The organism is Chloroflexia bacterium SDU3-3 (genome assembly GCA_009268125.1).
Lineage (GTDB): Bacteria > Chloroflexota > Chloroflexia > Chloroflexales > Roseiflexaceae > SDU3-3.
The window spans coordinates 35,323-59,780 of the sequence record WBOU01000006.1 but is presented as its reverse complement, the minus strand read 5'-3'; the positions used below and the strand labels follow the sequence as shown (position 1 = coordinate 59,780).

19 protein-coding genes are annotated in these 24,458 nt (G+C 64.6%); 5 read left to right on the top strand and 14 right to left on the bottom strand.

All coding sequences use genetic code 11. The annotated features are described in order from the left end of the window. Positions 1-189: 189 nt before the first annotated feature. Positions 190-1,170, bottom strand: a complete 981-nt coding sequence (locus F8S13_11455) for a sorbosone dehydrogenase family protein (protein KAB8143138.1) — start codon at positions 1,168-1,170, stop codon at positions 190-192. 588 nt (positions 1,171-1,758) lie between these two features. Beyond that, positions 1,759-4,146, bottom strand: a complete 2,388-nt coding sequence (gene cadA, locus F8S13_11450; protein ID KAB8142865.1) for a cadmium-translocating P-type ATPase — start codon at positions 4,144-4,146, stop codon at positions 1,759-1,761. A gap of 533 nt (positions 4,147-4,679) precedes the next feature. Here cadA and F8S13_11445 point away from each other — a divergent pair. Continuing rightward, entirely contained in the window at positions 4,680-5,960 is a 1,281-nt protein-coding gene (locus F8S13_11445) for a cellulose-binding protein (protein KAB8143137.1), read from the top strand. Positions 5,961-6,438: 478 nt separating this feature from the next. On the opposite strand, the gene F8S13_11440 is transcribed toward F8S13_11445, so the two are convergent. The 3 genes from F8S13_11440 to F8S13_11430 form a co-directional block, all read right to left on the bottom strand. Next, complete coding sequence (locus F8S13_11440) at positions 6,439-6,912, bottom strand: hypothetical protein (protein ID KAB8142864.1); 474 nt, start codon at positions 6,910-6,912, stop codon at positions 6,439-6,441. A gap of 419 nt (positions 6,913-7,331) precedes the next feature. After that, complete coding sequence (locus F8S13_11435) at positions 7,332-7,811, bottom strand: hypothetical protein (GenBank protein KAB8142863.1); 480 nt, start codon at positions 7,809-7,811, stop codon at positions 7,332-7,334. A 702-nt stretch (positions 7,812-8,513) separates the two neighbouring features. Next, positions 8,514-9,032: a MerR family transcriptional regulator gene (locus tag F8S13_11430; GenBank protein KAB8142862.1), complete on the bottom strand. Its 519-nt coding sequence runs from the start codon at positions 9,030-9,032 to the stop codon at positions 8,514-8,516. 455 nt (positions 9,033-9,487) lie between these two features. On the opposite strand from F8S13_11430, the gene F8S13_11425 reads away from it, so the two are divergent. Then, positions 9,488-10,603: an STAS domain-containing protein gene (locus tag F8S13_11425; protein KAB8142861.1), complete on the top strand. Its 1,116-nt coding sequence runs from the start codon at positions 9,488-9,490 to the stop codon at positions 10,601-10,603. Positions 10,604-10,682: 79 nt separating this feature from the next. Here the strand turns inward: F8S13_11425 and crcB are convergent, their stop codons facing one another. Both crcB and F8S13_11415 read right to left on the bottom strand, forming a co-directional pair. Next, positions 10,683-11,057: a fluoride efflux transporter CrcB gene (gene crcB, locus F8S13_11420; GenBank protein KAB8143136.1), complete on the bottom strand. Its 375-nt coding sequence runs from the start codon at positions 11,055-11,057 to the stop codon at positions 10,683-10,685. A gap of 67 nt (positions 11,058-11,124) precedes the next feature. Then, positions 11,125-11,727, bottom strand: coding sequence for a TetR/AcrR family transcriptional regulator (locus tag F8S13_11415; GenBank protein KAB8142860.1), 603 nt, complete (start codon positions 11,725-11,727; stop codon positions 11,125-11,127). On the opposite strand from F8S13_11415, the gene F8S13_11410 reads away from it, so the two are divergent. Then, entirely contained in the window at positions 11,721-12,866 is a 1,146-nt protein-coding gene (locus F8S13_11410; GenBank protein KAB8142859.1) for an N-acyl homoserine lactonase family protein, read from the top strand. The two genes, F8S13_11415 and F8S13_11410, sit on opposite strands and share 7 nt — an antisense overlap. Here F8S13_11410 and F8S13_11405 read toward each other — a convergent pair. The 3 genes from F8S13_11405 to F8S13_11395 all read right to left on the bottom strand — a co-directional run bounded on the left by F8S13_11405 (position 12,839) and on the right by F8S13_11395 (position 16,944). After that, positions 12,839-14,062 (bottom strand): ABC transporter substrate-binding protein, encoded by a 1,224-nt coding sequence (locus F8S13_11405; GenBank protein ID KAB8142858.1) that lies wholly within the window; start codon positions 14,060-14,062, stop codon positions 12,839-12,841. The genes F8S13_11410 and F8S13_11405 overlap by 28 nt on opposite strands. Positions 14,063-14,176: 114 nt before the next feature. Then, positions 14,177-15,544, bottom strand: coding sequence for a dicarboxylate/amino acid:cation symporter (locus F8S13_11400; protein ID KAB8143135.1), 1,368 nt, complete (start codon positions 15,542-15,544; stop codon positions 14,177-14,179). Positions 15,545-15,714: 170 nt separating this feature from the next. Then, on the bottom strand, positions 15,715-16,944 hold the full coding sequence (locus F8S13_11395; protein KAB8142857.1) for an MFS transporter: 1,230 nt from the start codon (positions 16,942-16,944) through the stop codon (positions 15,715-15,717). Between the two features lie 145 nt (positions 16,945-17,089). On the opposite strand from F8S13_11395, the gene F8S13_11390 reads away from it, so the two are divergent. Then, entirely contained in the window at positions 17,090-18,064 is a 975-nt protein-coding gene (locus F8S13_11390; protein KAB8142856.1) for a helix-turn-helix domain-containing protein, read from the top strand. Between the two features lie 1,214 nt (positions 18,065-19,278). Here F8S13_11390 and F8S13_11385 read toward each other — a convergent pair. The 3 genes from F8S13_11385 to F8S13_11375 all read right to left on the bottom strand — a co-directional run bounded on the left by F8S13_11385 (position 19,279) and on the right by F8S13_11375 (position 22,940). Continuing rightward, complete coding sequence (locus F8S13_11385; protein ID KAB8142855.1) at positions 19,279-19,962, bottom strand: response regulator transcription factor; 684 nt, start codon at positions 19,960-19,962, stop codon at positions 19,279-19,281. Next, positions 19,928-22,273 carry a GAF domain-containing protein gene (locus F8S13_11380; GenBank protein KAB8142854.1) on the bottom strand — a complete coding sequence of 782 codons (2,346 nt, stop codon included), beginning with the start codon at positions 22,271-22,273 and terminating at the stop codon, positions 19,928-19,930. The genes F8S13_11385 and F8S13_11380 overlap by 35 nt, the downstream gene beginning before the upstream one ends. 172 nt (positions 22,274-22,445) lie before the next feature. Beyond that, a complete protein-coding gene (locus F8S13_11375; protein ID KAB8142853.1) occupies positions 22,446-22,940 on the bottom strand; it encodes a hypothetical protein in 495 nt (164 codons plus the stop codon). A 206-nt stretch (positions 22,941-23,146) separates the two neighbouring features. Here F8S13_11375 and F8S13_11370 point away from each other — a divergent pair, with 206 nt between their 5' ends. Next, positions 23,147-23,761: a hypothetical protein gene (locus F8S13_11370; protein ID KAB8142852.1), complete on the top strand. Its 615-nt coding sequence runs from the start codon at positions 23,147-23,149 to the stop codon at positions 23,759-23,761. Between the two features lie 182 nt (positions 23,762-23,943). On the opposite strand, the gene F8S13_11365 is transcribed toward F8S13_11370, so the two are convergent. Then, positions 23,944-24,438: a hypothetical protein gene (locus F8S13_11365; protein ID KAB8142851.1), complete on the bottom strand. Its 495-nt coding sequence runs from the start codon at positions 24,436-24,438 to the stop codon at positions 23,944-23,946. Between the last annotated feature and the right edge of the window lie 20 nt (positions 24,439-24,458).

Sequence of the window (24,458 nt, the reverse complement as noted above, 5' to 3'; positions counted from 1 at the left end):
CGATGCGCGCGAGGAACGTCGATGGGGCGGGCAGAGACCCGCCCCTACGTCCTGGCCGAGCATTGCGGGCATCGGTTGGAGGCGATGTCGGCAGTGGGGATCATCGGCAGCCGACCGCGCATATGTGCCAAAGAGGTCTTGGAATGCCATAGAAAAGTGACATCCTGTGAGACCTCTGCTCCCCCGCAGCTACCGCCCAGCCCACGAGACACGGTAGATCACGCCGTTGGCGTCGTCGGACACCAGCAGCGAGCCGTAGGGCGTCACCGCCACCCCGGCGAGCCGCCCGAAGTGCGCCGCCCCATCCTCGATCAGAAAGCCGCTCATAAAATCCTCGTAGCCAGCTGGCCAGCCGTTCTGGAAGCGCACGCGCACCACCTTGTAGCCGGTCGGCTGGCTGCGGTTCCACGAGCCGCGCATCGCCACAAAGGCATCGCCCTGATATTCCGGCGGGAACTGCGCGCCCATGTAGAAGGCCATGCCGATCGGCGCGCTGTGGGCCTGGTAGGTGAGCACCGGCGGCTTGGTGGTGGCGCAGTAGGCCGCCTTGGTGGTGCCGGGCGGCTCCTGCGAGAAGAAGGGGTCGGCCTGGCGCGCGCCGTAGCAGTACGGCCAGCCGTAGTCGCCGCCCGGCTGGATGAGGTTCAGCTCCTCGGGCGGCTGGTCATCGCCGCGCCAGTCCGAGCCGTGGTCCATGCCCCACAGCTGGCCGCTGCCCGGGTGCCAGCCAAACCCAATGGTGTTGCGCAGGCCCTTGGCGAACATGGCCCGCTCGCTGCCGTCCGGCCTGGCGCGTAGGATGGTCGCGCTCTCTTGGTCGGTCTCCCTGCAGGCGTTGCAGGTGCTGCCCACGGTGATGTACAGCATGCCGTCTGGCCCGAAGGCTAGCGTGCGATTGGCGTGCTGGCCGCCGGTCGGCAGGTCGTCGATGATCGTGTGTAGCCCGCCCAGGGTTTTGTCATCCTGGATGTCGCCGACGTACACCTTGGTGTCGGTCGCCAGGTAGATCTGGCCGCCTTTTAGGGCGATGCCGTGCACCAGCGGCAGCCCCGCTGCGGCGGTCTTGATCTCGTCGGCGCGCCCGTCGCCGTCGGTGTCGGTCAGGGCCAGCACATCGCCCTGCTCGCGCCGCGTGACGTACACCGCGCCGTTGGGCGCGGCCACCATCATGCGGGTGTTGCCCAGCCCCGCCGCGAACACGTTGACCCAGAACCCCGGCGGCACGTGGATCTGCTGCAGCCGCGCCTCGCTGAACCCGCGGTTCTCGGGGGTGACGAGGCTGCCCCCTGGCGCTGCCGGGGTCGGCGTGGGCAGCGGGGGCGGGGGCTGCGTGGCGGCGGTGGCGACCGCCTGTGCGGTGGCGGTCTGCTGCGCTCGGATCGTGGCGGTCGGCTCGGGCTGGGCCAGCAGGGCGGCCTGCGTGCTGCTGGGCTGGGCCAGCGTGGCGGCTGCCAGCGCCAGCGTGGCGGCAAGCCCGATGGCGGCAGGCATGGCAATCTGTCGGTCTCGCTTCATCATCTTCTCCTCGAATCCATACGCTTCGGCGATCCACCGTGTGGCGGCACCACGTCGTTGAGCAATCGCTTATCCTGAGGCTTCGGGAAGGCCTGCGTGCGAACAGCAGGTTGCATGCCAGCGGAGGCCGGGTATGCGGTCGCCACGGCGCACTTTGTCTCCAAGATCTGCAAGAGCCCTCCTTCTCATGTTTCTATGAGAAGGAGGGCTCTTACGCTGCCGATATTGGCGAAGGGATGCTTTTTAGCTGGGCAGGCGGTAGCCCAGCAGGCGGATGGCGTTCAGCACCACCACGATCGTGCTGCCCTCGTGCAGGATGACGGCGGGGCCGAGCGTCACCAGGCCGAACACCGAGCTGACCAGCAGCACCGCGATCACGCCCAGCGAGATCGCCAGGTTCTGGCGGATGATCGCGTTGCTGGCGCGGCCCAGGCCCACCGCGAAGGGCAGCTTGCCGATGTCGTCGCCCATCAGCGCCACGTCGGCGGTCTCCAGGGCCACGGCGGTGCCCGCGCCGCCCATCGCGATGCCCACGGTGGCGCGGGCCAGCGCCGGGGCGTCGTTCACGCCGTCGCCCACCATGGCCACCTGCCCATGGTCGCGCCCGAGCGCCCCGATGGCTGTCAGCTTGTCCTCGGGCAGCAGGTCGGCGCGGGTGTCGGTGATGCCGGTGGCCTCGGCCACCTGCCGCGCCACGCGGGCGTTGTCGCCGGTGAGCATGATCAGGTGGCGCACACCCAGCGCGCGCAGGCGGCCCAGCGCGGCGGCAGCGCCGGGGCGGGGCGTGTCGGCCAGGGCGATCAGGCCCAGCTCGCGCCCGCCCAGCGCCACCAGCATGGTGCTGCGGCCCTGCCCGGCCAGCTCGGCTAGGGATGCGCGGCTGGTGTCGCTCAGCGACACCCCGGCCTCCTCCAGCAGGTCAGGCGTGCCGATCAGGGCCGCTTGGCCGCCCACGCTGCTGCGCACGCCGCGCCCGGCCAGGTTGGCAAGCCCATCGGCAGCGGGCAGGGCCAGGCCGCGCTCGCGGGCGGCCCGCACCACCGCCTGGGCCAGCGGGTGGCTCGACTGCTGCTCGACTGCCGCCGCCACCTCCAGCAGCCGCCGCTCGTCCACGCCCTCGGCGGGGCGCAGCTCGGTGATGGCGAACTGGCCGGTGGTGAGCGTTCCGGTCTTGTCGAAGGCGATGGCGCGCACCTGCCCCAGGTTTTCCAGGTGTGCGCCGCCCTTGATCAGCACGCCGCTGCGGGCCGCCTGGCCGATGCCCGCCAGCACGGCGGCGGGCGTGCCGATGGCCAGCGCGCAGGGCGAGGCCGCCACCAGCATCACCATGGCGCGGTAGAAGCTCACATCCAGCGTCCACCAGCCCAGCAGCCACGGCACCACGGCCACTAGCCCGGTGGCGATCAGCACCGCAGGCACAAACCACGCGCTGAAGCGCTGGGCGAACTGCTGGGTGGGGCTGGTCTGCTGCTGGGCCTCGGCCACCATGCGCATCACCCGGCTGAGTGTGCTGTCGGCCACCAGCGTGTCCACCTGCACATCCAGCGCGCCATCCTGGCTGATGGTGCCCGCGAACACGCGCTCGCCGGGCTGCTTGGCCACCGGCACGCTCTCGCCGGTGATCGGGGCCTGATCCACATTGCCCTGCCCAGCCAGCACCACGCCATCCACCGGGATGCGGTCGCCGGGGCGCACCACCACTACGTCGCCCACGGCCACCTGGGCGATCGGCAGCTGCACTACATCGCCGCCGCGCCGCACCTGGGCGCTCTGCGGCATCAGCTGCCCTAGGGCGCTCACCGCGCTGCGGGCGCGGTCGAGGGCGTAGTGCTCGCCCGCGTGGCCGATCGAGAACAGCAGCAGCAGGAACGCGCCCTCGCTCCACTCGCCCAGGGCGGCGGCCCCAGCGGCGGCGGCCAGCATCAGCACGTCGGTGTCGAACTTGCCGCGGAACAGGCCGGGCACCGCCTCGGTGGCCACCTCGTAGCCGCCCGCCACATAGGCCAGCGCGTAGAACACCAGCGCCAGCCAGCCCGGCATGCCCAGGAACGACTCGCCCGCCCAGCCGACCAGCAGGAACAGCGCGCACAGGCCGATCAGCACGAAGTCCCAGCGCTCGCGCACCCACTGCGGCAGGAAGGTTGGCCCCTCGCCGCTGTGGTCGCAGCAGCCGACATGGTGCTCACCCTCGTGCGCGCAATCCTCGCCGTGCTCGTGCGCGGGCGCGGGCTGGAGCAGGCGCTCAAGCGTGGTGCGCTGCACCGCCGTGGGGTCGTAGGCCACTGCCAGCTGGCCGGGGGCGGCGCGGCTGGCGTGCAGCACGCCGCGCTGGCTCTGCAGCAGGGCCAGCGCGGTGTCGGCCTCGCTGGCCGCGCCCAGCGCCAGCAGCTCGTGGCGGTAGCGGCTGCCCAGCGTATCGCCCTGCTCGTGGGCCAGGCGTGCCAGGGCGGCCTCGTCGAGCAGCGCGGGGTCGTAGTGCAGGCAGAGGTCGGCGGCCTCGTCGGCCTGGACAATATGGGCCTTCTCGATGCCGCGCTTGGCGGCGAGCTGCTGGGCCAGCCAGCTGGCGCAGCCGGGGCAGCGGGCCGCTGGCAGCACCTGCGAGAGGTTGAGTTTAAGGGTTGCGCTCATAGATGCCTCGCTCTTTGAGATGCTATCTCAATAATTCAACGATTGAGCAACTATTCATATGTTACTACGAAATTGGGCCGTATGTCAAGTGCTAGAGGAACGTTTACCACCAAGACACCAAAGCACCAAGGGAACTATGGGACAAGAGAACGAAGACGACGAGGGCGCAAAGGCGCGAAAAACCGAAGAACTGTTTACCACCAAGACGCCAAGGAATGCAAAGAATGAATATATGTATGCTCAGGGGGGCTCGGATAATAGACCACAAGAACATTCAGAGCTTATTACGCTCATATTTTACAGAAAAAATAAAATATACCATAAGAGCAGTATTTTTCGGATAAAATTAAATATTCTGTGATTAAACATATTAAACAGCATTCCGTGACGTCTTCGTGACGAAGCATCGCTAGAGTGAGGGCGAGGACCGCACGCACAGAAAAGGAGAGCACCGAATGGAGAGAACGCAGCGTAGGCACCGCGCACCGGCGCTCACGGCCCTGATCACCGCCCTCACCTTCGTGCTGGGCAGCATGGGTGGGGCCACCGCCAGCGCCCAGGCCGCCACATCCTGCCAGGTGACCTACACCATCACCAACCAATGGCAGGGCGGCTTTCAGGCCGATGTGTCGATCGCCAACACCGGCAGTTCGGCGATTAGCGGCTGGACGCTGGCGTGGAGCTTCCCCGGCGGCCAGGAGATCACGCAGATCTGGAACGCCAGCGCCGCCCAGGCCGGTGCGGATGTGAGCATCAGCAACATCAGCTGGAACGGCAGCATCCCCGTGGGCGGCGCGCAGACTTTCGGCTTTCTGGGCAGCTGGAGCGGCAGCAACGATAGGCCTGCCAGCTTCAGCGTGAACGGCAGCCCTTGCGGCGGCGCGGCCACCACGCCTACGGCGCAGCCGACCACCGCCACGGCGCAGCCCACCGCCACCCGCACTAGCACGCCTACCGTGCAGCCCACGGCGGCGGCCACGCGCACGGCCACGGCGCAGCCCACCGCCACGCGCACCACCACCCCGACGCCCACGCGCACCATCTCGCCCACGCCAGCGCCCAGCGGCTGGAACCCGCCCAGCAACCTGGTGACACCGCTGAACGAGGTCTGGCAGCACGTCGAGTCGACCTACTCCAACCTCTACGGCTTTAAGAACTATGGCTGGGATCAGGTGATCGCGGGCCAGGGCAGCATCAACTACTGCGTGCGCTGGGACTCGGACGCGAAGGTGAGCGCCGCGCAGCGCGACCAGATCCACGCCGCGCTCAGCAGGCAGTTCAAGAAGTGGATGGACGCCATGCTCGACAACGGGCAGGGCACCAACGGCTGGCCCTACACCAGCGTGTCGGTCAAGGTGGTAGGCTGGGCCGTGCGCGACCGCAGCACCCTAGACTGGACCGACAGCTCGGTGGATATCTACGTGAACGACATCGCGGAGAATGCGCCGCAGTGCGCCGCGCCGTGCGGGCGGTTCTTCCACCAGGATGGCAACTACTCGGGCTGCCCCGGCGGCGCGGCCCGCCACTACGACATGTCGCTGTGGCTCACCAAGGGCATGGGCGGCGGCGCGGGCGGCGACTGGGGCCAGCGCGTCGGCAGCGAGTACATGGTGGGCGCGCTGAACAGCGACAACATCCACATTCTGCTGCACGAGATAGGGCACACCTTCGGCCTCGACGACTTCTACGACTGGACGCCCACCGGCATGTGCTGCTTCATCATGAACGCCGGGTCGGCCACCCAGATCACCGAGTTCGACAAGTGGATGCTGCGCGACTTCTGGCGGCACCTCAAGAGCCGCTACGGCTACTAGCGACCGGCCCATCCCGAGAACAAATATCACCAGGACGCCAAGACACCAAGTGAACAAGAGGGAAGAATATCAAGAAGAAGCGAGGGCAGAAAAGCATATGGGGATCGTGGAAATCTTCTTTCACTAGGCCCATGGTCCGAAGGTGCTACTGATGTTTTGATGGCCATAATCACCGTAGTCTGCCGGGATAGGCCAGAACATCGAGTTTAAAAGAGTATAGCCGCTCGCAAAATCACGAGCGGCTATACCCCGATTTGTGGCTTATAGCTGCAAGAAGCCGATAGTTACAAAGATGTAGGCTCTTCAGGAACGGACGTGATAATGGTCAAGTAGAACCAGATTTACCCAATATTGTTCGTCAGATACAGCATCAGGAAGCGGTAGAGAAAATTGCACGATTATGTTCCACGGCTACTCCTGAAGAGCCAGAGTGTATTGAGCATAACATATCAGGCAGCAGGGATATCGATGGTACAGCTCATTTCCAAACGGAGCCAGCGCCTTCACGTAATCGTTTGTCCGTACCTATCATATAGAAGGTTGTTTCTTTCTTTTTGTTGATATCACTAGCGTTAGCTTCCAAGCTGATCTCAAGCGTATCACCAACATGGAATATATTATTAACCTCAAGTACATTTTCATAATGATGAGATTGAGAACTACAGTCTAATTTGCTCATTGAACTATGAGAGCTGAAATTGCTTTTACCTTCTTCGATAGAGATAATTATATCTTTATAGGAGTTAGTTCCTGAACAGGTTAAACCTAGTATGATATTTGGTGTATCATCTGTAATAAAGAGTTCAAGTGTGCCTAATGTTGATACGGTATGTGGCTTAGGTATAGGTGTACTTTCTTTCCAAGGTGAATTGTTATTCAATATACTTGAGCAAGATGAAAGGGAAAACGCTAAAAGAACAAAAATACTAAGCTTATAGAGAGAAGTTGTCATTGTAATATCCTTGCTAACATCGATTAATATCTTTTGTATGATAATATCAATGTTTCGTAAAAGTTGGTAGTTGTGGTATTGTAAGTGAATGAATTCAAGGGGTGCGATGATCGATAATAATAGTGCTTTAAGTACACTTAGTATTAGTGATCTTTTTATAATTCTATCTGTCTAACTAATATCAACTAGGATATCCTAGTTGATATTAGAAAATGAACAGGTTAAAATTACTTTTGTTGCAAGATAATAATCATTTCACTTGCCAAACAGAATAGCTAACACCTCTAAACTCAAAGGCCTGACCAGACCCTGCTTTGTATGGATTACCTGCTAGGGGGAGTAAACCACACGTCATAATCAGTGACAAGATGCTTATGATAAGCATCAATTTCCCACGATGTGTTTGGTGGCATATTTAGCTAATATTGATAGGTACTACTACCCGATAAAGTGACATCAAATCCAATTCCGGCTGTAACAACTTGTGCCGAAACACCTACATTAGCATTAAAAGAATTACTCCATCCATATTGTGATGTGAGAGATAAAGTAGACTGGCAGCAGGAAGGCGCATTTCCAGAAACACTTGTCGCTAGAGTATAGCGGGTTGTCCATCCTCTTTTGACATTAGATATAGAATATCCTGTAGCAGCACTTGTCGAAAATGGGTTCGTGAAAGGCGGAGGGGCAAACTTCACAAAGACATCTTTGAATGCAACCAGCTTAACTTTTTTGCCCTGTTTGTAAAGATTAGGCTTCAGGTACTGCAATACTAAATCCTGCTGCGCTGGCGAAAACTGTTCCCACCTTGTACCAGCATTGTCACCAGCAAGTGCTAGCAGGGTAACAAGCTCTGCTGCTAGATCATCCGTCGTTTGACTCTGAACTTCCGCCTTCACTCATGGGACGATCACGAGGCTGAGCATGAAAAACATGCTGAGAAGCAGGATACGTACACGCATGATCTCTCCTTTTTGAATACCATTTAGTTAAAATTATTAGAAGTTGTTGGAAGTGGTATTAAGATTATAGCTATTTCATGCTACATGTCAATACATTATTTAATCTGTAGATTGCTGTTTCTGGCAATCCAATTTCATATTTAAACGGAAAAGATATCACATGCTAAGATCAGAAGAGAGCGATTAATGAAAATAACTGCTGCCAACCCAAGATGCCTAAGGCTTAACATAACATAACGAATTATTAGCACACCATAATTTGAAATCGCCAATATATTGCTCAATCACAGGGCGATAGCCATCATGTGTCTTGTTGTTATAGCCATAATCATGAACGTAGGTTGCCAACATAGGTCATAGCGACACTACAGACCCAATGTAAAAAGGGCATAGCCACTTGTGCTCTTGTACGTGGCTATGCCCCGACCTACAGCCCGTGTAGGGCACATGCCGACCAAACGAGGGGAACGATCTCTTTCCTTGGACAACGCGCCCGCTAGGCCAGCAGCACATCCTCGCCGCGCGTGTCTCCTCCCAAGCGTCGAAGTCGCGGCGCAGCGCATCCAGCTTGGCCCGCGCGGCGCGGATGTGCGAATTTGCCCAGCGGCTCTTGGCCGACTCTACCGCTTGATTCTAGCGTTAGCCCGCCGCCTCATCGGGATCGCATGGGTCGCCGTGGATCTCATCCCACAGCTCCTGGCCAATGGCCCGCGCCGCCTCGGCATTCTGCGCATCTACCGACTGCCAGTAGGCGATCTTGCGCTGGAGATACTCCATATGCGATTGCATCTGGCGGATGCGATCCTCCAGCAGCGGTCGGTACTCCTCCAGCAGGGCCAGCAGCTCGGGCGCGGCGGATGGCCCCTCGGGCGCCAGCTCGAAGTAGCGGCGCATGAGGTCGATCGGCATGCCGGTGGCGCGCAGGCAGGCCATGTGCTCCATGCGGTGCAGATCCTGGGCCGAGTAGCGGCGGTGCCCACTGGATGTGTCGCGGCGGATGGAGTTGAGCAGGCCGATCCGCTCGTAGTAGCGCAGGGTGTGCTCGCCTAGCCCGGTCAGCTCGGCGGCCTGCTGCACGGTGTACTCTGGCTCGTGGCCTGGGCGTATGTCGCTGGAGAAGGCTGCGGCATCCCGCCGCCCATAGCTTCGCTCTGCCATCGTGGCTTGTCCTTTCGGTCATCCGGATCGGGCCGCTGCGCCCATGATACACAACTTCGAGCGCGCTACGTCGAGGTGGCACCAGCTGATCTTCGGCTATGTTGCGGCTGCCTTGCAGTTGTTTGTCGAAGCTGTGCAGTTTTGTGAGGAAATCGCGCGTGTTTGGCGATCTATCATATGACAAACAGCGCTGTGTAGCTTTAGGGTGCGTTACATAGCAGTTCTCTTATCTTTACATAGTGTGCGCTACCCGTTTTTTGGCCATCTTAAACGTGTTATACTGCATATCAGCGAGGCTTCATGCTCCCAACGGCATGGAGCGATTCCTACCTTATACATACACCTATCGCCGCATATAGCGGCAGGCCCAGGCCAGGCCGCAGTACGAACTGCTATCGCAGCGGCCTTTTGACAAATAAGAGGGGTTGACGGCACAATATACCCTGCAGGAGATCATGCGACTGGCGCTGGCACCAATGGTGTCCTATCCCAATTCATCGCAGGGGCAGGGGAGCACATTCAACCAGATCAACGTACAACGATCCCGCAATTGCCAACCAGTGCTTTTGAATAGTGGTGTAGGAGTGCCACATACCATGATGATCACACAACGGCAGGCTGTACTAGGTATGTTAGGGCTACAGATCGTCGGCGCATGTATTCTGCTGATCATCCTGTTGGCCACCGGCGGCCTTATAGATCAGAAGCTGACTATCGGCATTGCGCTGGTGCTCTACAGCGCGCTGCTGGCCGCGTATATCAAGGGATGGGAGCCAGCGCGCTATATTAATGCGGTGGTGATGACGCTCTCGGTCGGCGCATCGATCGCCGAGCCATTTATCACCCAGCAGTTTGCCATCCAGCTGATCGTGGTGCCGATCATCATCCTGATCATGACCGACTGGCTCTGGGCTATCGGCAGCATCGTCGTGATGCTGGGGATGACCCTGTTCCGCGCTGGCGGCGTCGGCGTTTACACCAACGCCCAGATGCTGCTGCTGTATGCGGTGACGATCGCGGCGGTCGCGCTGCTGTGGAAGATCTCGCAGTCGAATGAGCTGCGGGCCAAGCTCAACGCCGATCGCGCCGAGGACGCCCGCTGGAAGGCCGAGCGCGACCAGCAGCTGGCCGAGGATCGCAGCACCGAGCTGGCCAAGATCAATAAGGACCAGGAGTCGCTGCTCGATCTGGTTTCGCAGCTGGAGATCCCGGCCATCCAGGTCGCCGAGGGTGTGCTGATCACGCCGCTGATCGGCAATATCGACACGCGCCGCGCCCAGATCATCACCCAACGGCTGCTGGCCATCGCCTACGAGCGCCGCGTGCACCTGGTCATCCTGGATGTGACCGGCGTCTCCATGCTGGACACCACGGTGGCGCAGCGGCTGATCAAGACCGCGCAGTCGCTCCAGCTGCTGGGCTGCCAAGTGACGATCAGCGGTATCACGGCGCAGATCGCGCTCTCGCTGACCCAGATGGGCGTGTCGCTAAACGATATGGTGCATACCACGCGCACCCCGCAGGATGCGCTTGACCAGTTCTATCATCAGCAGAGCCTCCAGGCGCGCTAAGGGCGGGCATTCGCGCGCTGGCAGATGCGCAGGGGCGGTCAGGATCTATCCTGGCCGCCCCTGCGTTTTCCCCCGCAGGCTAGAGCAGCTGCACCAGCCCGAAGGCCAGCGCCACCGCCGCCAGCCCCAGCACCACGCTTCCCGCCGAGTAGAGCAGCGCCAGCGCCCACTGGCCGCGCAGCATCAGCGTATAGGCCTCGTAGCTGAAGCTGGAGAAGGTGGTGAACCCGCCGAGCAGGCCGGTGACCACTAGCAGTCGCAGCGGCTCGCTGAGCGGCGCGCGCGTGACGTGCACCGCCATCACCAGGCCGATCACAAAGCTGCCTAGCACGTTGATGATCAGTGTGCCATAGGGGAAGGCTGGGCCAAATGTGCTGCCCGCCCAGATCGAGATGCCGTAGCGTAGGTTCGCGCCGACCGCCGCGCCAAGGGCGATCATCAGGATGGAGATCATCATAGCTTTCTGGTGTGCTCGTGCGGCATCGCGCGGGTCGGGTGCGGGCGCTTCAAGCTCATCGGGGTCACTCATCGGGGGCCTCGCGGGCGGATGGGCGGGCCACAGCGGCTAGCGCCGCCGCGACAATCGTGCGGTCGTGGGCGGTGGTGTGCAGCAGGTCGAGCGACCCAGGGTCGGCGTACTCGGCCACCAGCAGCGGGCGCACGAGGCAGCCCAGGAACATGGCCGCAAGCAGGTTGGGCTGGCCCGCGCGCACGCTGCCATCGCGCTGGCCCTCTGCCATCAACCGCTCAAGCATATCGAGCGGCCATAGGAAGCCGGGCGGGATCTCGCCAAACAGCTGAGGCTTCTGCTGAAGCACAAACAGCATGGCCGCAGGGTTGGCGCGGTAGCGCGCGAGTATCAGCTTCACGCAGCGCTCCAGCCGCGCAGGCGTGGCAAGCGGCAGCGCGACGATCTGCGCAGCGGCGTGGCCCAGATCGCCCATGTGCTCGATAAACAGCGCGCGGGCCACCGCTTCTTTAGATGGGTAGTGGCGGTAGAGCGCGCCCTCGGAGACGCCCGCGCGCTGCGCGATCTGCTTGATGCGCGTGCCGTCGTAGCCGTGCTCGGCGAAGCAGGCGAGCGCGGCTTCTAGGATCTTTAGCTCTTGGCTTGGTCGTGGCATGGGTTTTCTTTATGTGCGGGCTAGGCTCTGCCGCGTATGGTAGCGGGGGATTGGTGGTCTGTCAAACCTGGCGGCTGCTATCCCAAGGCTTGTACGTTCCTGATCGGCAGCATGTTTTTACCATCAAGACATCAAGGCGCGAAGGTGCGAAGGGGCATAGGGGTCAGGCGAATCGTTCGCTCTGGCCCTTTGCTGTGGTTGAACACATCGATCGCGTTGCGATCTGCTGCTTGACATGGTGCGCGTGGGTGTTTATAATAATTGTGAACATTCACTTACAAACAAAAGGAAGCATCATGCGAATCCAAGCATTTTCAACTGGCAAAGGCTATGTGAAAGAGGCCATGTGGCGAGCGCGGCGGTCGGGGGTGGCGCGCCATCTCGACACCTTCACCGACCGGCGCTGGAGCGAGGCCATCCCGATCTATGTGTGGGTGATCGAGCACGATGAGGGCATCTTCGTGGTGGACACGGGCGAGCGCGCCGATGCGCCGCACGCGCCGTTTGCGCGCTTCGAGATCGCGCCCGAGCAAGAGGTCGGCCCGCAGCTTGCGGCGCTGGGCATCACCCCCGCCGATGTGCGCGCCGTCATCCTCACCCACCTGCACGGCGACCATATGGATGGCATGGCGACCTTCGCCAACAACACCTTCCTGGTGGGCCGCGAGGAGTGGCAGGATACGCAGAAGCTCTCGCAGCGGCTGATCTTTCGCGCCCTGGGCCAGCAGATCCCCAGCTGGTTCCAGCCGCAGCTCGTCGATCTGCGCCCCGAGCCGCTGGGGCCGTTCCCGCGCAGCTTCGCGGTCACGCGCGATGGTGCGATCACGCTGGTGCCGACCCCAGGCCACACGCGCGGCCACCTCTCCGTGGTGGTGCGCGACGGCGATCTGAGCTACTTTTTGGCCGGGGATGCCGCCTACACCGAGCGGCATCTGCTCGAACGGCAGATCGACGGCGTGGGCTTCTACCCGCAGGATGCGCGGCGCAGCATGGACCAGATCGCCGCCTACATGGCTCTGCACCCCACCATTTTTCTGCCCTCGCACGACCCCGACGCGGGCCGACGGCTGCGCGAGCGGGCCATCACCACGCCAGTGGCGGCGGGTGCGGCCTACGGCGCGGGGAAGATCGCGGCGTGATCGGCCATCTCCAGCGGGTAGACGGTGGCGGCGCTGCCGTCGGGGAGCAGCTGCTCGACGGCCATGGTGCGCGAGCGATTCAGCCCGGATGCGTCGAAGCGGATGGGGCCAAAGAAGGTGTCGATCGCCAGCTGCTGCAGCTGGTCGCGCACCATGGCTGGGTCGAGCGAGCCGGCCAGCTCGATGGCGCGCTGGTAGGCCACCAGCGATGCGGCGGAGCACGCGGCGGTGTAGGGCGTGCTGGCGCTGTCGGGGAAGCGCTGGCGGAACGCGGCGTCGAAGCGGGCGGCGCTGCCCCACGGGTCGTCGCCTTGGTAGGCCAGCGCGGGCGTCCACTGGGCCGAGCCGAGCACGTAGTCGGCCCCGCCGCCCAGGGTCTTGCGGAAGGCGGGCGAGGCCGGGCCAACACTAAAGCCCATGGCGCGCGGCGCGAAGCCCAGCGCCTGGGCCTGCCGCACGATCAGCAGGGCATCCTGCAGGTGCGTTGCGCCCAGCAGCAGGTCGGGTCGGGCGGCCTGGGCTGCTGCCAGCTGCGCGGCCACATCCTGACTGTCGGCGGGGTACTGGGCCTGCGCCACCACGCGCATGCCGCGCCGCTGGGCGTAGGCGGCGGCACCCTCGGCGGTGGCGCGCGAGAAGATGTCGTCGGCGTGGAGGATGGCCAGGGTGCGCAGTGGCGGGTCGGCGGCCAGCGCCAGATCGACCATGCCGCGCAGGTAGCCGCTGGCGGGCGTCATGATGCCGAAGGTGTGGCGGTAGCCCTGGGCGAAGATGCTATCGGCGGAGCCGTTGCCCTCCACCAGCGGGATGCTGTGGCGCTCGGCCACGGCGGCGGCGGCGGCGGTAGGGCCAGAGCCATACGGCCCCAGCAGAAAATCCACGCGGTCGACCGCGATCAGCTTCTCGTACAGCTCGGTGGCCCGCTCGGGGCGCGACTCGTCGTCGTAGTAGCGCAGCTCGGCCAGGTAGCTGCGCCCGCCCACGCGGATGCCGCCCAGCGCGTTGATCGCCTCGATCGCCAGCAGGTAGCCGTCGCGGGCGTGCTCGCCCTCCTTGGCGGTCGGCCCGGTGATCGAGATCGTCGCGCCGAAGCGGATGGTGCGCGGTGGCTCGCCTGCGAGCGGGGCGCACTGGGCTAGGGCTAGCGCCGCCAGCAACAGCGTCGCAGCGCGCAGCAGCAGAGATCGATGCAGCATCGCAATCGCTCACTTTCCCCCTGGGCGGGTAGGCCGCAGGCGTACAACAGCGGGACTGGATGCATTGTACCGCATCCAGCCCCGCCGCGAGGAAGGCGCACCACCCCTGGGCTGCTAGGCTGCCGCCGCCTGGCCCTCGGCCAGCGCTGTGGGCTGGGCCTCGGCATCCACCACCTCGCCATCCAGCACGCGCCGCATCCGCTCGCGGTCCAGCGCGCCATCCCATCGCGAGACCACCACGGTGGCCACGCCGTTGCCGATCAGGTTGGTGATCGCGCGGGCCTCGGACATAAAGCGGTCGACGCCCAGCAGCAGGGCCAGCCCGGCCACCGGCACCGTGCCGATGGTGGCCAGCGTGGCGGCCAGCGTGATGAAGCCGCCGCCCGTGACCGCCGCCGCGCCCTTGGATGTGAGTAGCAGCACGGCCAGGATGGTGAGTTGCTGGCCCAGGTCGAGCTGCACGTTGGTGGCCTGGGCCACGAACAGCGCGGCCATGGTCAGGTAGATCGAGGTGCCGTCGAGGTTGAACGAGTAGCCTGCGGGGATGGTCAGGCCGACCACCGGCTTGGCGCAGCCCAGGTTTTCCAGCTTGGCCAGCATGCGAGGCAGCGCCGCTTCGGATGACGATGTGCCCAGCACGATCAGGATCTCCTCGCGGATGTAGCCCAGGAACTTCCAGAGGCTGAAGCCGGTGGCCCGCGCGATGGCGTTCAGCACCACGAACACGAACAGCGCGCAGGTGATGTAGACGCAGGCCATCAGCTTGCCCAGCGAGAACAGCGAGCCGACGCCGTACTTGCCCACCGTGAAGGCCATCGCGCCGAACGCGCCCACGGGCGCGAGCCGCATGATCAGGCCGATCGCGTCGAAGAACAGGTGCGAGGCGTGGTCGAGCAGGTCGGCCACGGGCTTGCCCTTCTCGCCGAAGCGGGCCAGGGCCACGCCGAACAGGATGGAGAACAGCAGCACCTGCAGGATCTCGCCGCTGGCGAACGCGCCCAATACGGTGTCGGGGATCATGTGCAGCAGGAAATCGACGGTGTTGAGCGACTGCGCGCCCTTGGTGTAGCTCTCGATCGCCGAGGTGTCGAGCGCCTTGGGGTCGATGTTCATGCCCGCGCCCGGCCTGACTAGGTTCACCACCACCAGGCCGATCACCAGGGCCAGCGTCGAGACCACCTCGAAGTAGGTGAAGGCCTTGAGCCCCACGCGGCCCACCTCGCGCATGTCGCCGATCTTGGCGATGCCGGTGACGACCGTGAAGAAGATGATCGGCGCGATCATCATCTTGATCAGCTTGATGAAGGCGTCGCCCAGCGGCTTGAGCGATGCGCCGAACGCGGGGAAGAGGTAGCCGATCAGCGCGCCGATGGCGATGGCGGCTAGCACCTGCACGTAGAGGTGCTTGTAGAACGGGGTGGGGCGCTGGGCGGGCGCGCCGCCGGTGGCGGCGCTGGGGGCGGCAAGCGTGGCATGATCCATGGTGGTGCGCATCCTCGCGTCCTTTCTGCTGCTGCTTGTTGCTGGGGGTGCTGTCTCAGATGGGTTTATGGTAGCAGCGCGCTGTAAAAAGGGCGTAAATGCGCGGGGGCCGATCGTAAATAATGTATAAATAATGCGGCCACCGTCGAGCGCAGGCCAGGGCGCTACGGCTAGCTGGCTAGGCTTCTGCCCGCTGCTCGGCGGCGCAGGTCTCCCTTGCGCAGCTGGCCGACAGCCAGATAGCCGCCCGCTGTCAGCAGCCCCAGGCCGAGGCAGATCTGCCACAGCGCCCCAGGGCCAAGCCTATCGATCACTAGGCCGCCCAGCGCAGGCGCGACGAGCACCGATAGCGAACGCATGGTGCTGTGTATCCCCTGATAGGATGCGCGCAGCTGATCTGGCGACAGCTGGGCGATCAGCACGCTCGCGATCGGGATGGAGAGAATCTCGCCCACGGTCCAGATCGCCGCGCCGATCAGATAGGCTGGGTAGGTGCTCATCCAGCTATAGATCCCCATCCCCAGGCCCAGCATCAGCGACGCCACGCCCAGCGCGATATGCAGATCGCGCCGCTGGAAAAAGCCCAGCAGCGGGATGCTGACCGCGACGACCATCAGCGCATTCACCGCCACCACGGTTCCGTAGGCAAGCGCGCCTAGGCCGTGAGCGACCATGTCGAGCGGCAGCGCCGATGACCACTGCACGTAGATGCAGTCAAACACGAACCCGAGCACGGAGTAGGCCCACAGCCACGGGTCGGCCAAGGCGCTGCGCAGCGGCGGCAGCCCAGCCCCGCGCCTTGGCTGCCCAGTCTCGGGGATGCCTACCCATACCAGTGCCGCAAAGCAGAGCGTGGCCGCCGCATCGCCCACAAATAGCAGCGTGTACGAGATCGGCGCGACCACCCCGGCGACCAGCGGCCCGATGGCGTTGCCGAGATTGTTTGCCCAGTAGCGCAGCCCAAACGCCTGCACACGCTGCTCTGGCGGCACCACATCGGCGATCACCGCCGACGTGGCCGGGCGGAACACCTCGTTGAAAAACTGGTAGGGGATGGCCAGCAGCAGGATGACCGGGATGCTGCGCACAAAGCCAAGGGCCAGCATCAGCAGCCCGGTGGCCCCAAGGCTGATCAGCAGGGTCGCGCGCCGCCCGACCATGTCGGCCAGTACGCCGCCGCATATGCCCGCCGCCAGCGACCCGAGGCCCATAAGCGAGATGATCAGCGTGGTCTGCGTAATCGACAGCCCCATAGAGGTGGTGAGGTAGAGTGTGAAAAAGGGGATGACGAAGTTTCCAGCCTTGTTGATGAACGATCCGACGACAAGAAACCAGAATGGCCGTGCGAACGGCATGCGCTTGGCGATAGCGCCAAGCAGCGGCCTGGGCGATAGATTCACGGTCGATCTCCTTTTCCCAATCTTCCCAGCGCATCCCCACACGCCCACGCCAATTTGGCAGAACCCATGCGATGCCCTAGAATTTTGCCAGAGCGGTCGCGTAGCGACCAGTGGGAGAAGAGACGCGGGGCATTAAAAAACGGCCATGCACACAATCGCCATCATCGCGCACGACGCGGTCAATCTGTTTCAGCTGGGGGTTGCGACCGAGATCTTTGGGCTAGAGCGGCCAGAACTGCGCGTGCCCTGGTACCACACGCTGGTATGCGCCGCTGAGCCGGGTGCGGTGCGTAGCGGCAGCGGCGTGATGATCAGCGCGCCGCACGGCCTGGCCGCGCTGGCCGAGGCCGATACCGTGATCGTACCAAGCTCGCCGCGCCTCCGCAGCGGGCCGCCGCCCCCCGAGCTGCTTGCGGCGCTGCATAGCGCGTGTGGCCGGGGCGCTCGGCTGATATCGTACTGCACCGGCGCATTTTTGCTGGCCGCCGCCGGGCTGCTCGATGGGCGGCGCGCCACCACTCACTGGGCCTGGGCAGGCGAGCTGGCGGCGCGCTACCCTAAGGTGCGCGTCGACTCGCGGGTGCTCTATGTCGACGATGGTCAGGTGCTGACCGCCGCAGGCACGGCGGCTGCCATCGACCTTTCGCTGTATGTGGTGCGCCAGGACTATGGGGCCGAGATCGCCGCAGCCGTGGCTCGCAGGATGGTGGTGCCGCTGCACCGCGAGGGCGGGCAGGTGCAGTATATTGAGACGCCGCTGCTCCGGCCCGATGCCGATGCGCCCTTGAGCGCGACGCTGGGCTGGATGGCAGCGCACCTCCATGAGGCGCTGACGATCGAGCAGCTGGCGGCGCACGCTGTGATGAGCGCGCGCACCTTCACGCGCCGCTTCAGTGCCGCGCTGGGCACTACACCGCACCAGTGGCTGCAGCGCCAGCGGATCGCCCTAGCCCAGCGCCTGCTGGAGACCACCGATACGCCTATCGAGGAGATCGCAGCGCAGTGCGGCTTTGGGTCGGCTGCGGTGCTGCGCTTTCACTTCCGGCGCGCGGTGCAGGTGTCGCCACAGGCCTACCGCCGCGCCTTTCAGCTGGGGCGCGGCGAGGCACCCATCACGTAGGGGCACTTTCGCGTTTTTTCCTCACCTCGTGCCTTCGTGGTGAATCGTTCTTTTGGAGCTTTGGTGGTAAACGGTCTTCCCTCACATGGTGTCACGTTTGGGGCGTTTTTGGGTCGGGCCGACCGTAGGCAATGCTTGCAGCGTTGCGCGGTCGGGGCGACCGGGTGCGGCCTCGATGGAGGAGGTTCTGTGTGGCGGGTGGGTGGTGCCCTGCGCGGGCGGCGTCAGGGGCCAGCCCTCAACAGGTGTCACTTTTGAGGCTGCTTCCGCGTGGTTTTTGGGTCGCCCCAACCGTAGGCAATGCTTGCAGCGTTGCGCGGTTGGGGCGACCGGCTGCGGCTTCGATGATGAGGGTGGTTTTTGTTCGGTTGGTGAATGCCCTACGCGGGCGGCGGCTAGGGGCCAGCCCCTAGCAACCCCGCGATGGGGCGATGCCCCCTTCGAACCCCCAATTTTGGGCGTTCCCGTGCCGTTCCCTCTATGGTTCGTGCATATGGCCATCCAAACACCAGCGGCACCTTCGCCGCATGGGCCGGGTGGGTAGGGTTGAGCGGTGCTTCTTTTGAGGCTGGTTTGCAGGCGATACTGGTTGTGTATGACCCGGCACGCGGGTTTGCGCCATGTGCCGCATCCAGAAGCCGCACTCATGAAAGTGACACCCTGTGAGGGCGATGCCCCTTGGAACCCCAATTTGGAGCGTTCCTGTGCTGTTCGCTGGCGGCTGGTGTTGGTGCATATGGCCAGTTTGCGCGAGCGACACCTTCGCCGGATGGGCCGGGTGGGTGGGGCGGTGCGGCGGGCATGGTTTGTTGGTGATAGAGGTGCGGTGTTTGGTTGTTGCATGGCTCGTATGCAATGATCTGCGCCAGATATGAATAAAATACCCTACATCATACATGAATTTGATCGATTATCATCGCCGGAAGCTTAATCACCATCGCCGGAAGCTTAATCACCATCGCCGGAAGCTTAATCACCATCGCCGGAAGCTTAATCACCATCGCCGGAAGCTTAATCACCATCAACAGGCCTTAACATCATTTTCTAATAGCGATCTTCGCCGCTCTCGCTTTCGCGTCTTTGCGGTGAATCGCCCCTTTGCCCCTTTGCCCCCTTGGAGCCTTGGAGTCTTGGTGGTAAACGGTCTCCCCTTCGTGTCTTCGCGTCTTCGTGGTGAATCGTCCCCTTCGCGTCTTCGTGGTATTCGTCCCCCGCTACGGCGCGAAGCGGTAGCCTACGCCCGACTCGGTGAGGATGTGGCGGGGGCGGGCGGGGTCTGGCTCGATCTTGCGGCGCAGGCGACCGACATAGACGCGCAGGTACTCGGCCTCGTCGCCATACTGTTCGCCCCAGACGCGCTGGAGGATCATGCGGTGGGTGAGCACGCGGTTGGGGTTACTGACCAGGAAGGCCAGCAGCGAGAACTCGGTGGGGGTGAGCTTCACCTCGTCGCCGCGCGCCCGCACGGTGTGGCCCTCTAGGTCGATCTCCAGATCGCCGAAGCGCTGGGCCACGGCAGCCTGCGGTGTCCACTGGCTGCGGCGCAGCACCGCCTGGGTGCGCGCCAGCAGCTCGCCCACGCCAAACGGCTTGGTGAGGTAGTCGTCGGCCCCTAGCTCGAAGGCCGCCACCTTGTCGGCCTCCTCATCCATCGCGGTCAGCACGATGATCGGCACGGTGGACTGCTCGCGCACGCGGCGGCAGACCTCCAGCCCATCCATGCGCGGCATCATCACATCCAGGATGAGCAGGCTGACCTGCTCGGTGCCCCAGAGCGCCAGCGCCTCCAGCCCGTTGGTGGCCTCGACCACCTGGAAGCCCCGCGCCCGCAGGTTGCGGCTGACAAAATCGCGCAGCGCCGCCTCATCCTCGGCCAGCAAGATTGTTTTCTGCTGCATCGCTCTCCTCTTCCTCTCGCTCCTTCGCAATCGGCAGCGTCAGGCAGAACGTCGTGCCTGCGCCGTCGCTCTCGGCCCAGATCCTGCCGCCGTGAGCCTCGACAAACGCCTTGCAGATGGCCAGCCCCAGGCCGGTGCCGGTGGCGCGGCGCTGCACGCCCCGCTCGGCGCGGTAGAACCGCTCGAAGATGTGCGGCAGATCTTCGGCGGCGATGCCGGGGCCGTCGTCGCGTACCTGGATGCGCACCGTGTCGCCCGCGCGCTCGGCGCTGAGCCAGATACCGCCCTCGCCGTAGGCCAGGCCGTTGGCCAGCAGGTTGCGCAGCACCACCTCGATGCGCGGGCGCTCCACGGCCACGGGCGGCAGCCCGGGCGGGATGCGCCGCACCAGGCGCGGGATGGGCTGGTGCAGCGCGGCCAGCGCGCCGTCGAGCAGCGCGCCCACATCCCAGGCCCTGGGGCGCAGCAGCAGCAGCCCGGCCTCCAGCCGCGAGAGGTCGAGCAGGTTGCTGACCAGCGCGGCCAGCTTGTCGGCCTCGCTGCTGATCGTGCGCAGGAAATGCTGCTGGTCTTCCGGCCCCCACACCACGTCATCCTCCAGCAGCGAGCTGGCGTGGCCCTTGATCGCGGCCAGCGGCGTGCGCAGCTCGTGGCCCACGGCGGCCAGCAGCGTGCTCTTGAACTGGTTGGCGGCCAGCGCCTCGCGGTAGAGCCGCTCATTCTCGCGCGCCACCTCGCGCAGGCGCTCGTCGCTGCGCTCGTAGAGCACCGCGTGCTCCCAGGCCAGCGTGGCGTAGTTGGCGAAGGTGAGCAGCAGGCCCAGGTCGTGCTGGCTGAACGGCTCGGGGCGGGTGCGCGAGACCAGCAGCACCACGCTGCCCACGTGCTGGCTGACGATCGGGATGGCCAGCAGGGCGCGGAACCCGGCGGCGTAGGATGCGGCGGGGAACGGCTCGCCGCTGCCCGCGATCATCTGGGTGGGCGCGCCGCTGCGCAGCGCCAGCGCCGAGGGCGAGTCGGGGGTGTCGGGGGCGATGTGGATGGAGCGGTCGTAGGACTCGGCGCGGCCCGCGCTGGCCAGCACCTTGAGCGCGCCGTCGTCGCCGGGCACGAGCACGGCGGTGGCCTGCACATCCACCAGCCGCTGCACCTCGCGGATGATCGTGGACGCAACCACGCCGGGGTCGAGCGTGCGCACCACCTCGCTGGATGTGTCCAGCAGGGTGCGCAGCTGGGCCAGCCGCGCGGCCACGTCGCCCTCCAGCCGGTGGAGCGTGCGGGCCAGCGCGCCCACCTCGTCGGCGCGGGCCGCTGCGGCGGGCGGCGGCGCGGCGGGCAGCTCGCCCAGGGCGGCGTAGCGCCCGGCCAGCTGCTGGAGCGGGCGGATCACGCGGCGCACCAGGGCCAGCCACAGCAGCAGCCCGCCCAGCGCGGTCATGGCCAGCGCGGCGATCAGCCAGCTGCGCACGCTGGCCACCGCCGCCAGCGCCACGCTGGCGGGCCGCTGCACCACCACCGCCCAGCCCAGCCCCGGTACCGGCACCGCGCTGTAGAGCCACAAGCTGCCGCGCACATCGGCCAGCTGCGCGCTCTCCTGCCCGGCCAGCGCCGCGCCCGCCCCCGGCAGCTCGCCCAGCATCGGCTGTAGGATGCGCTCGCGCTCGGCGGTGGCGATCAGCTGGCCGCGCCCGTCCACCACGCTGATCAGCAGCGGCTGGCCGCGCCCGCTTTGGTCGGCCACCACGGTGCGCAGCGGGCTGCTCAGGTCATCCAGCAGCACGTTGGCCGCCACCACGCCCAGCAGGTCGCCTCGCGCGTCGCGCACGGGCTGGGCGATGATCACCACGCCGTTGTAGGTGGAGAGGTCGACCACCCCCGGCTCGACGAAGGGGCCGCTGGCCTGCGCGGCGCGGCGGAACACCCGCTCGCCCGAGTAGTCGGTGCCCAGCGTGCGTGGGTCGCTGGGCGAGGAGTAGCGCATCACGCCCTGGGCGTCCAGCCAGTACACGCGGTCCATCTCGGGGCGGGCGGCGCGGAAGGCGGCCATGGCCCGCTCGGCGGCGGGGCCGCCCTGGCGCAGCCCATCCTGCTGGCCCAGTGCGCCTACCGAGCGCTGGGCCAGATCCATGGTGCTGGCTGTCTCCAGGGCGATGGTCTTGGCCAGCGCTAGGTCGGCGGCGCGCGCGCCCGCCACCAGCTGCCGCTCGATGATCACGCTCAGGCCGATGCCGCCGCCCAGCAGCACGGCCATGAACAGCAGGTAGCCGCCGAGCAGCTGGGTGAGAAGCGATTGGCGATCTGGGATCTGCATCGTTGCACCTCGTTCGGGTGCGCATAGTGTAGCAGATGCCAGCCTTCTTCACCACGAAGACACGAAGGGCAGAGCGAACGGATTTACCACCAAGACACCAAGACACCAAGGAATAAAATGGGACGAATAACCACGAAGACGCGAAGGCACCAAGGAAAAAAGCGAGGTCGCATCAGGATGAGCTGCTAGGCTGCCGCAGCTGGCCGTCGCTGGCGGGCAGATCCTCGCGCTTGCGGCGGATGCTGCTGCCCACCGCCACGCCTGCGGCCAGCAGCACCAGGTTCTTCAGCACAAACTCGCCCTCGGTGGTGAGCAGCAGCGGGTTGCCGCGCTGGAACATGGCGCGCGGCTGGGTCAGGAAGGGCAGGAAGGTGCCCGCCAGCTGGATGGCGAACAGGATGAGCATGGGGCGCAGGGCCACGCGGGCCAGCAGCCCCGCGCCGATGGTCATCTCCCACAGGCCGATGCCCAGCACCGCCGCGCGCCGGGGCAGAAAGGGCAGCGTGTCGGCCACGAAATCGGCCACCGGGCTGGCCCCGGTCACCTTCAGCGCGCCAAACCATACATAGACCACCCCGAGGCTGGCGCGCAGCATCGGCAGGCTGGCCGTGGCGAGCATTTCGGTTATTGCGGCATCGGTGCGGTCTACCCGCTGGGTTGCATCCATCATTTCCTCCCTTTCAGCATCGGCGCAGACAGCTGCTCGTTCGATACAGGGCAGCCGATAAGAAGCAGGTACCATACCAGCATACGCGCAGATCTGCTCTGGGCATGCGTATTGACGTGGCAGAGGTGCTGCGGCTACGATGTCCCGGAGCGGCGCACGTGTGATATGAGCGATCGGAGGCTTCCATGCGACCCTGGGTTTCTTCTATGCTCTGCCTGCTGATCAGCGGCTGCGCTGCGCTTGAGCCGCCCGCCGCCGGGCGACCTCTCGCGTCATCCGCTAGCGCGCCACCGCCCACAGCCGCGCCGCTGCCGACTGTGGCCCCACCCTCCATCACGCCAATCGGCATTGCATCGCCCGCCGTGCTCGCCGACGGCTGGCGGCGCTTCCCATGGCAAAAGATCGTGATCGATCTTCCCCCCATATCAACCTGGCAAGAACACACGTCAGGTTCGCTTGTCTTCAGCGATACTTTGGTGATCGACCAGGGGGCCATTACCTACCCGGCGGCAGATTCTGGGGTCGAAGGCCCCTATGGCCCAACCTTCGCCCTCGTGCGATTTCCCGGCTCGCTTGACGACTGGATCGATGCCGAGCGACAGCGGAATCTGCCTGGAAATCCTGTGGACGAACCAACCATCGAGCACCGAGAGTTGGCGGGGACGCAGGCGGTGGCCTACCAGCGTGCGATCAAGGGGGTCGGAACTATAGAGTACTATGCGCTGAAGGTTGATCCTGAACAGCTCCTGTGGATCAGCGTCGAAGATACGGAGAACAAGACCTATAATGAGGTGCTAGATCGGCTGAGCATCCAGCCATAGCCCCGATCCGCCGCGTGGGTAGGGGCCAGTTTGACCTTACCGCCGTGTCAGGGTATACCATAGCGGCTGACAGAAGCTTGGCAGCTGGATGCGATCTGCCGCGAGATCGAGCGCCTGGGCGACATGCGGGGCCGCGTCGAGCGGCGGCTGGCCCTGCTGCGCCCCTTCCCGCCCGGCATCGACTAGGCGCGGCGGCGGTAGCGCGGCACACGGTGGCGCTCCAGCGTGCGCGAGCGCGGCGCGGCCAGCTTTCTGCCCTGCGCGGCCAGCACCGCCCCCAGCTGCGCAGCTAGCTGCCCGCTGTCGGGCGCGAGGTCGCCCAGGTAGGGCACCCGCGCCCGCACCTCGGCGATGATCCGCTCCAGGCGGCGCGGGCAGTCGGGGTCGGCCCGCGCCGCCGCCATCTCCACCATTGCCTGGCTGAGGATGCCCAGGTCGCGCTGCAGCAGCGCCAGCAGTGGCGCCAGGCTCGGCTCGGCGTTGGGCAGGTTGTAGCGCTCGTACAGCTTGGCGGGCGGTATCAGCATGGATGTGGCCACGTTCAGCGCGTGGATGTGGCTCAGCACGTGGTCGAGCAGCTCGGCGGATGGGTGGTCGTAGACCTCGAACCCATCGGTCACGAGGTAGACCACCTGGGCACCGTCGACCAGCGGCACGTGTTCCTCGGAGATCGGCATGGCGCATTCCTCATGGGCGG

What these genes read in the sequence shown, in the direction of transcription:
- F8S13_11365 (KAB8142851.1), bottom strand. Translation starts at nt 24,438, where the DNA reads ATGCCGATCTCCGAGGAACACGTGCCGCTGGTCGACGGTGCCCAGGTG.
- F8S13_11440 (KAB8142864.1), bottom strand. Translation starts at nt 6,912, where the DNA reads ATGACAACTTCTCTCTATAAGCTTAGTATTTTTGTTCTTTTAGCGTTT.
- F8S13_11425 (KAB8142861.1), top strand. Translation starts at nt 9,488, where the DNA reads ATGCGACTGGCGCTGGCACCAATGGTGTCCTATCCCAATTCATCGCAG.
- F8S13_11385 (KAB8142855.1), bottom strand. Translation starts at nt 19,962, where the DNA reads ATGCAGCAGAAAACAATCTTGCTGGCCGAGGATGAGGCGGCGCTGCGC.
- F8S13_11380 (KAB8142854.1), bottom strand. Translation starts at nt 22,273, where the DNA reads ATGCAGATCCCAGATCGCCAATCGCTTCTCACCCAGCTGCTCGGCGGC.
- crcB (KAB8143136.1), bottom strand. Translation starts at nt 11,057, where the DNA reads ATGATCTCCATCCTGATGATCGCCCTTGGCGCGGCGGTCGGCGCGAAC.
- cadA (KAB8142865.1), bottom strand. Translation starts at nt 4,146, where the DNA reads ATGAGCGCAACCCTTAAACTCAACCTCTCGCAGGTGCTGCCAGCGGCC.
- F8S13_11405 (KAB8142858.1), bottom strand. Translation starts at nt 14,062, where the DNA reads ATGCTGCATCGATCTCTGCTGCTGCGCGCTGCGACGCTGTTGCTGGCG.
- F8S13_11445 (KAB8143137.1), top strand. Translation starts at nt 4,680, where the DNA reads ATGGGTGGGGCCACCGCCAGCGCCCAGGCCGCCACATCCTGCCAGGTG.
- F8S13_11430 (KAB8142862.1), bottom strand. Translation starts at nt 9,032, where the DNA reads ATGGCAGAGCGAAGCTATGGGCGGCGGGATGCCGCAGCCTTCTCCAGC.
- F8S13_11370 (KAB8142852.1), top strand. Translation starts at nt 23,147, where the DNA reads ATGCTCTGCCTGCTGATCAGCGGCTGCGCTGCGCTTGAGCCGCCCGCC.
- F8S13_11415 (KAB8142860.1), bottom strand. Translation starts at nt 11,727, where the DNA reads ATGCCACGACCAAGCCAAGAGCTAAAGATCCTAGAAGCCGCGCTCGCC.
- F8S13_11390 (KAB8142856.1), top strand. Translation starts at nt 17,090, where the DNA reads ATGCACACAATCGCCATCATCGCGCACGACGCGGTCAATCTGTTTCAG.
- F8S13_11375 (KAB8142853.1), bottom strand. Translation starts at nt 22,940, where the DNA reads ATGGATGCAACCCAGCGGGTAGACCGCACCGATGCCGCAATAACCGAA.
- F8S13_11400 (KAB8143135.1), bottom strand. Translation starts at nt 15,544, where the DNA reads ATGGATCATGCCACGCTTGCCGCCCCCAGCGCCGCCACCGGCGGCGCG.
- F8S13_11455 (KAB8143138.1), bottom strand. Translation starts at nt 1,170, where the DNA reads ATGATGGTGGCCGCGCCCAACGGCGCGGTGTACGTCACGCGGCGCGAG.